Below are 7,680 nucleotides of genomic sequence, written 5' to 3' on the forward strand. Positions count from 1 at the left end.
CCGTACGTCCGACTGCCGGACACGTGACTGGGGCCCGCCGGATCATCCGGCGGGCCCCAGTCACGTACCGCCACGGGCATGTACTGCCATGAGTGACGTACGGCCGTGGCTACCGGATCTCGCGCAGCACGTCGAGAACGGCCGTCCCGTCGGGAGCCGCCAGCAGCCGCTCACGGAACTCCGCGTCCACCAGCTTCCGCGACAGCAGCGCCAGAATCCGCAGATGCTCGTCGCCCGCGGCGGCCTCCGGTACGCAGATCATGAAGATCAGCCTGGCCTTCGTACCGTCGAGCGAACCCCACTCGACACCCTCCGCCGACCGCGCGAACGCCACGACGGGCCCGGTCACCGCATCGGTCTTGGCATGCGGGATCGCGATCTCCTCGCCGAGCCCGGTCGTGCCCTGCTCCTCGCGCCGCAGGGCCGTCGCCACCAGCGCCTCGACATCGGCGACCTTCCCGGTGGCAGCCAGCAGCCCGGCCATCTCCCGGATCGCGGCCTCCTTGTCACCGGCGTCGAGCCGCACCTTCACGGTCCGGGCGGTGAGGTAGCCGGAGAGGACATCGCCGTCGGAGGCCGGTTCCGTACCCCCGCTCGCGGCGGTGTCCGCCGCGACCGACGGGGCCGCTGCCGTTCCGGTGCCGGCGCCGACTCCCGCACCCGCCCCGGCGAGCGCGAACTCGCGCTGCCGCGCCGCCGAACCCCCGGCCGCGTCCGGTGCCCCCGCGGGCGACTGCTCCTTCCGCCTCCGCTCGCCGAGATCGATGAGCGCGACCGTCGTCAGCGCCGTCACCGCCGTTCCGAGGGCCACGGCGACGAAGAACATCGGTACGCCGCTCACGGCGCCCAGCACCGCCACGATCGGCCCGCCGTGCGGCACCGCGTCCTCGACCCCGGCGAGACCCGCGACCGCGCCCGCCACCGCACCGCCCAGCATGTTGGCGGGGATGACCTGCGCGGGCCGGGCCGCCGCGAACGGAATGGCACCCTCGGAGATCCCGAACAGCCCCATGAACAGCGAGGCGAGACCCGTCTCGCGTTCCTGCTCCGTGTAGAGGCGCCGGCGGATCAGCGTGGCGACGCCCTGCCCGAGCGGCATCACCGGGATCGCGGCGGCGCACATGCCCATGACCTCCTGGTTGCCGGTCGCGATGAGCCCCGCGCCGAACAGGAACGCCGTCTTGTTGACCGGCCCGCCCATGTCGAACGCGATCATCAGCCCCAGGATCGCGCCGAGCAGCACGGCACTGGTCCCGGTCATCCCGCCGAGCCAGTCCGTCAGATGCTCGAAGACCCAGGAGATGGGCTTGCCGATCACGTAGATGAAGAACAGCCCGAGCGCCGTCGTCGCCACGATCGGGATCACGATGATCGGCATGATCGGCCGGACGAACTTCGGGACCTCGACCTTCTTGATCCACAGCACCAGATAACCGGCCAGGAACCCCGTCACGATCGCGCCGATGAAGCCCGCGCCCGCCTCGGAGTCGTACAGCGAACCGGTGTTGGCGATCCACCCGCCGATCATCCCGGGCACCAGCGCGGGCCGGTCCCCGATCGCGTACGCGATGTAGCCGGACAGGATCGGCACCATCAGCTGGAACCCGATGACGCCGATGTTGTTGACGTCCATCCAGAAGGAGCCCTTCGGGATGACCAGCCCGCCGGACGGATCGGTGTGCCCGCCGAGCGAGAGCGAGATCGCGATCAGCAGCCCGCCGACCACGACGAACGGGATCATGTAACTGACACCGTTCATCAGCGCCTTGTACGCGATCCCGCGCTCCTTGCCCCCGCTGCCGAGGCTGACGGGGCCGGCGGGTCCGTTCGCTCCGGCTCCGGTTCCTGCCTTCGCGCCGCCGCCGTGGACCGGCGCCGTCCGCACCTGCTCGATGAGCCGCTCGGGATGGTGGATCCCCTCGGCGACCCCGACCTTCACGATCCGCTTCCCGGCGAACCGGCTCAGGTCCACATCCTTGTCGGCCGCGACGATCACGCCGTCCGCGGTGCTGACATCGTTGTCAGTGAGGACGTTCTCGGACCCGATCGAGCCCTGGGTCTCCACCTTCATGTCGACACCGAGCCGCTCCGCCGCCTGCGAGAGCTTCTCGGCCGCCATATAGGTGTGGGCTATGCCGGTGGGGCACGCGGTCACCGCGAGCAGCCTCGGTCGCTGCTGCTCTCCGGTGCCGCCGCCCGTGGGGGGAATTCCGGCCGGACTGGTCACGTGGATCTCCTAACGCCTTCGTCATGGGGGATCGCGGTCTGTCGTCGCGGTCTGCGGTCTCTCGTCGGGGTTCTGCGGGCGCGATCTTTCGTGGTGGGGGTCCGCGCTCCGCGAGGTCGCGAGGTCGCGCACATGTTCCCGATCTCCGGCATCCTGCAACAGACCCCCGGACGGGATCAAAAGTTCAAAAGTCCCTTGTTGTCCAGGGCTGTTACCTCTGTCCCCGACCTGCCGGACGCTCGAAATCCGCTTGATCTGTTCGCAGGCGGACTGGGGCCCGCTGCGCCGATCGGTGTAGATTCGTAACCGAGCCAGACGTCGCTGCTGATGGCGGTCGGGCGGCCCCACGGGCCGGCCGAGGGAGAGAGGGCCTCCGACGGACTGCGCTGCGCAAGGCACCGGGCATTCGTGTGCCCCGTGGGGCGCTCACCGTGCCCGCCGCCGCGCAGACCAGCCGAAACCGACCTCGCCCCAACCCGAGGAGCAGCTCGCATGACCACTGTCGCCAACCGACAGGACTTCAAGGTCGCCGACCTTTCCCTGGCCGACTTCGGTCGCAAGGAGATCACCCTCGCCGAGCACGAGATGCCCGGCCTGATGTCGATCCGCAAGGAGTACGCCGAGGCGCAGCCCCTCGCAGGCGCCCGCGTCACCGGCTCCCTGCACATGACCGTGCAGACCGCCGTACTCATCGAGACCCTGGCCGCCCTGGGCGCCGAGGTCCGCTGGGCCTCCTGCAACATCTTCTCCACCCAGGACCACGCGGCCGCCGCCATCGCGGTCGGCCCGAACGGCACGCCCGACAACCCCCAGGGCATCCCGGTCTTCGCCTGGAAGGGCGAGACCCTGGAGGAGTACTGGTGGTGCACGGAGCAGGCGCTGACCTGGCCGAACACCCCCACCGGCGGCCCGAACATGATCCTGGACGACGGCGGCGACGCCACGATGCTCGTCCACAACGGCGTCCAGTACGAGAAGGACGGCAAGGTCCCCTCCGCCGACACCGCCGAGAACGAAGAGCACCGGGTGGTTCTGGAGCTCCTCAACCGCACGATCACGGGCGGCTCGCAGAAGTGGACCCAGCTCGCCTCGGAGATCCGAGGCGTGACCGAGGAGACCACGACCGGCGTCCACCGTCTCTACGAGATGCACCGCGACGGCACCCTCCTGTTCCCGGCGATCAACGTGAACGACGCCGTCACCAAGTCGAAGTTCGACAACAAGTACGGCTGCCGCCACTCCCTGATCGACGGCATCAACCGCGCCACCGACGTCCTCATCGGCGGCAAGACCGCGGTCGTCCTCGGCTACGGCGACGTGGGCAAGGGCTGCGCGGAGTCCCTGCGCGGTCAGGGCGCCCGCGTGATCGTCACCGAGATCGACCCGATCTGCGCACTGCAGGCGGCGATGGACGGCTTCCAGGTCACCACCCTCGACGAGGTCGTCGACAAGGCCGACATCTTCGTCACCACGACCGGCAACAAGGACATCATCATGGCCGCGGACATGGCCAAGATGAAGCACCAGGCGATCGTGGGCAACATCGGCCACTTCGACAACGAGATCGACATGGCCGGCCTGGCGCAGATCCCCGGCATCGTCAAGGACGAGGTCAAGCCCCAGGTCCACACCTGGAAGTTCCCCGACGGCAAGGTGCTCATCGTCCTCTCCGAGGGCCGCCTGCTGAACCTGGGCAACGCGACCGGCCACCCGTCGTTCGTGATGTCCAACTCGTTCGCGGACCAGACGCTGGCCCAGATCGAGCTGTTCACCAAGCCCGAGGAGTACCCGACCGACGTCTACGTGCTGCCCAAGCACCTCGACGAGAAGGTCGCCCGTCTCCACCTGGACGCGCTCGGCGTGAAGCTCACGACGCTCCGCCCCGAGCAGGCCTCGTACATCGGTGTCGAGGTCGAGGGCCCGTACAAGTCGGACCACTACCGCTACTGAGCCCGGCGCTCACACAGCCCGGCACTCACACAACGGTTGTCAGCAGGCCCTCGCCCTCACCGGCGGGGGCCTGCCCCCCACGAGGACCCGAGCCACCATGCCCCGCGGCCGATATTCGCTCCATGACCCGCACGACCACACCCCTCTCGCCGAAGAACGGTTCCACTGCGCGCCCGGCCCCTCCGGCTGGCGCTACGTATCCCAACTGACCACCCCTTCCGGACTCACCCCTTCCGGCACCGGGCCCGAGGGAGCCGTACGACAAGGCACCCCCGCCGGTTCCGTCGACCTCGCCCTCGACGACCACGGCCGCCCCATCCGTCTCGAACTCCACGCGTCGGGCTGGCAGGTCCGCGCCGCCGCCCTCGACGGTGTCACCTGGGTCCGCACCGACCCCACGGGAGATCACGCCACCGAAGGCAATGTCCGCGCCCACGCCTTCACCGGTTCGTCCCCCGCCTTCCTCGTCGCCACCGCACGTCTGCTGCGCCTCACCCCCGATGCCTCCGCCACGCGTGTACGCCTCGTCGCCTTCACGGACCCGGTCCTCGCCCCGCGCACCCTCGACCAGTCCTGGGCCCTGATCACGAGAGAAGCACACGCCACTGACAACGGCCCTCTGACCGTGGAGGAATACCAGGTCACAGCCCTGGACACCGGTGAACAGCACGCTGTGCACCTGTCGGGCGACGTGGTGCTCTCGGCCCCCGGCATCGAGCTCGAAGACCTCGAATCACCGCCGTCGGTCTTCGCCTGACCCCGGTGCCGGACGAGCCCGCCGGTCAGGCGGGCGGGGCGAACCCGGTGGCGGGTCGCTCAGCGTCGGCCTCCTGCGGCGCGGGCTGAGCCCAGGCGTTCGCGGGGGCCTCGGCGGGCGCCGGGGGAGGGGGAGCCGCCGGGAGATGCGGAGCCGCAGCAGGCGGGAGATAGGGAGCGGGCGGCCGGACGGCGTCCTGGGCGGGGCCCTGCGCCGGACTTCCCACCGCACCCTGCACCGGGCTCCCGACCGGCGCCTGGGGCTGACTCGCGCCGTATCCCGGGCCGTATCCCGGGCCATGCGCCGTCCCATATGGACCGGCGTGCGCTGTGCCGTACGGCATGTTCGATACGCCCCAGGCCGGTACACCGGGCATCGGCCCGGCCTGGCCGCCGACGAAGCCGCCACCGACAGTCCCAGCACCGGCGCCGCCACCGAACGCCCGTCGTGCCTCCCGTGCCTGGCGCTCCTGCATCACGGCCGCCAGGAACGCCGCCGGCGGAACACCGGGCGGTGCCGGAGTCCCGGTGCGCTCGGCGACATCCTTCGCGAGCCGCTCCGCCATCGCCCACCCGACCTGCGGGTCCAGCTGCTGCATCCGCGTCAGGTACTGCCGGACGGCCAGCCACAGCCCGTCCGGAACCCCGGACAGGTCAAGTTCGGAGAACCGCCCCGACAGCCAGGGCGGCGGGGGAGGCACAAAGGACGTACGCCCGGTGGGAATCCGTTCCCGTACGACGAGGGTTCCGGCGAACACGTCACCGAGCCGCCGCCCCCGCGCCGACACGAGTGACGCGATGCACGCCACGACCCCGAACGTCATCAGGATCTCGACCACACCGACCGCCCCACGCACCAGCGCGTGCCGGAACCGGATGGGCCCGCCGTCGTCCCGCACCACGCGCAGCCCGCACGCCATCTTTCCCAGCGAGCGCCCATGACTGAGCGTCTCCACGGCGATCGGCCCGCCCACCAGCAGCAGAAGGAACGCGGCGATCGCCAGGGCCATCTGTGCCGCCTCGTCGAGCGAGGCCGTGGCCAGGGCCAGGGCGATCATCACGACCACATAGGCGGTCACCGCCACCGCCAGGTCGAGCACCACGGCCAACACCCGGCTCGGCAGCTTCGCGGGGCGCAACTCCAGCGCCACCGCCTCGCCCGTCACAAGCTCACTCACGCCCGCCGTCCTTCCCCGAACTGCCCTGAGAACAGCCAGTCTGCCAAGCTGAAGCACATCGCGCCGCAGTGCGACAAGCTGACCACACGACGAGCGCAGGACGAGCAGCCGAGGAGCAGGCAAACCGATGGACCTCGATGTCTTCGTGTCCGCCCACCGGGCGGAGTGGGACCGGCTCGACGCACTCCTCCGACGCTGGCGCCGTCTCACCGGAGCGGAGGCCGACGAACTCGTCGCCCTCTACCAGCGCACGGCGACCCATCTCTCCCTGATCCAGTCCAGCGCCCCGGACCCTCAGCTCACCGGCCGGCTCAGTCAACTGGTGGCCCGCGCGCGCAGTGCCGTGACAGGCACCCGCCGTGCCTCCTGGCGGGACGTCACCCGCTTTCTCACCCAGGGCTTCCCCGCGGCGGTCTACCGGTCGCGCCACTGGTGGGTGCCGACCGCGCTCCTGTCCACCGCGCTCGCCGTCCTCCTGGGCTGGTGGATCGGCACCCACCCCGAAGTCCAGTCCTCGATCGCGGCCCCCAGCGAACTACGGGAGCTCACCCGCCCCGGCGGTCAGTACGAGACCTACTACTCCAGCCATCCCGCGGCGTCGTTCGCTGCCCAGGTGTGGACGAACAACGCCCAGGCGGCCGCGATGTGCCTGGTACTCGGCGCCTTCCTGTGCCTGCCGGTCATCTGGATCCTCTTCCAGAACATGCTCAACGTGGGAGTCGGCATCGGCCTGATGTCCTCGGCGGGCCGCCTGGACACCTTCCTCGGGCTGATACTCCCGCACGGCCTCCTGGAGCTGACCGCAGTCTTCGTGGCGGCCGGCACCGGACTGCGCCTGGGCTGGACCGTCATAGACCCGGGCCCGCGCACCCGCCGTGCGGCCCTCGCCGAGGAGGGGCGTGCCGCCCTGGGCATGGCTATAGGCCTCGCCCTGGTCCTCTTCGTCTCCGGCGCCATCGAAGGCTTCGTCACCCCCTCCGGCCTGCCCACCTGGGCACGCATAGGCATAGGGATAGCCGCCGAACTGCTCTTCCTCGCCTACGTCTGGGTTCTGGGCGGCCGGGCCGTGCGGGCCGGCGAGACGGGCGACGTCGAGGAGGCCGAGCGCAGCGCCTCGGTGCCGACCGCGGCCTGATGTGCAGGCACCCCGATCAGGCTGCTAGTCTCCTCTTCGCCCCACAAAAACCGTTGACACGGGACGTGTGGGGAGGTAGATTCGAACAGTTGCCTAGAGCTGGACAAGCTCGGCGGTGGCAGTTAGCATCTGTCAGCTCCCTGGAATTCAATTTCGGTGGAGCACCTCCCGATAATTCGGAAATTGAGCGGCCGGTCAGGCCGGTCGAAAACTTCTGATAAAGTCGGACTCGCCGAAAAAGAGCCGCAAGGCAATCAAATAGGCAAAGGCCTTCCAACTGGCCACTGGAAACAAATTCCGACCGGAAACGGAACGGGAAAAGGATCTGGTAAGGTTGGAAACACGAAGGGAAGCGCCCGGAGGAAAGCCCGAGAGGGTGAGTACAAAGGAAGCGTCCGTTCCTTGAGAACTCAACAGCGTGCCAAAAATCAACG

6 protein-coding genes are annotated in these 7,680 nt (G+C 69.5%); 3 read left to right on the forward strand and 3 right to left on the reverse strand.

Translation table 11 applies throughout. The features are described 5' to 3' along the window. Nucleotides 1-109 precede the first annotated feature (109 nt). Nucleotides 110-2,227, reverse strand: a complete 2,118-nt coding sequence (locus ACFVH5_RS33485; RefSeq protein ID WP_385837460.1) for a fructose-specific PTS transporter subunit EIIC — start codon at nucleotides 2,225-2,227, stop codon at nucleotides 110-112. A gap of 492 nt (nucleotides 2,228-2,719) precedes the next feature. Here ACFVH5_RS33485 and ahcY point away from each other — a divergent pair, with 492 nt between their 5' ends. Together ahcY and ACFVH5_RS33495 are read left to right on the forward strand one after the other, a co-directional pair. Then, a complete protein-coding gene (gene ahcY / locus ACFVH5_RS33490; protein ID WP_385837461.1) occupies nucleotides 2,720-4,177 on the forward strand; it encodes an adenosylhomocysteinase in 1,458 nt (485 codons plus the stop codon). A gap of 97 nt (nucleotides 4,178-4,274) precedes the next feature. After that, nucleotides 4,275-4,934: a hypothetical protein gene (locus ACFVH5_RS33495; protein ID WP_385837462.1), complete on the forward strand. Its 660-nt coding sequence runs from the start codon at nucleotides 4,275-4,277 to the stop codon at nucleotides 4,932-4,934. Between the two features lie 25 nt (nucleotides 4,935-4,959). Here the strand turns inward: ACFVH5_RS33495 and ACFVH5_RS33500 are convergent, their stop codons facing one another. Beyond that, entirely contained in the window at nucleotides 4,960-6,111 is a 1,152-nt protein-coding gene (locus ACFVH5_RS33500; protein ID WP_385837463.1) for an RDD family protein, read from the reverse strand. A 127-nt stretch (nucleotides 6,112-6,238) separates the two neighbouring features. On the opposite strand from ACFVH5_RS33500, the gene ACFVH5_RS33505 reads away from it, so the two are divergent. Next, complete coding sequence (locus ACFVH5_RS33505; RefSeq protein WP_385837464.1) at nucleotides 6,239-7,246, forward strand: stage II sporulation protein M; 1,008 nt, start codon at nucleotides 6,239-6,241, stop codon at nucleotides 7,244-7,246. A gap of 195 nt (nucleotides 7,247-7,441) precedes the next feature. Here ACFVH5_RS33505 and ACFVH5_RS33510 read toward each other — a convergent pair. Further along, a partial coding sequence (locus ACFVH5_RS33510; RefSeq protein ID WP_385837465.1) for a hypothetical protein occupies nucleotides 7,442-7,680 on the reverse strand: 239 nt, incomplete at its 5' end.

Origin of the sequence: Streptomyces sp. NPDC127119 (assembly GCF_042677425.1) — a bacterium.
Classification (GTDB): domain Bacteria; phylum Actinomycetota; class Actinomycetes; order Streptomycetales; family Streptomycetaceae; genus Streptomyces.

What these genes read in the sequence shown, in the direction of transcription:
- ACFVH5_RS33495 (WP_385837462.1), top strand. Translation starts at nt 4,275, where the DNA reads ATGCCCCGCGGCCGATATTCGCTCCATGACCCGCACGACCACACCCCT.
- ACFVH5_RS33505 (WP_385837464.1), top strand. Translation starts at nt 6,239, where the DNA reads ATGGACCTCGATGTCTTCGTGTCCGCCCACCGGGCGGAGTGGGACCGG.
- ahcY (WP_385837461.1), top strand. Translation starts at nt 2,720, where the DNA reads ATGACCACTGTCGCCAACCGACAGGACTTCAAGGTCGCCGACCTTTCC.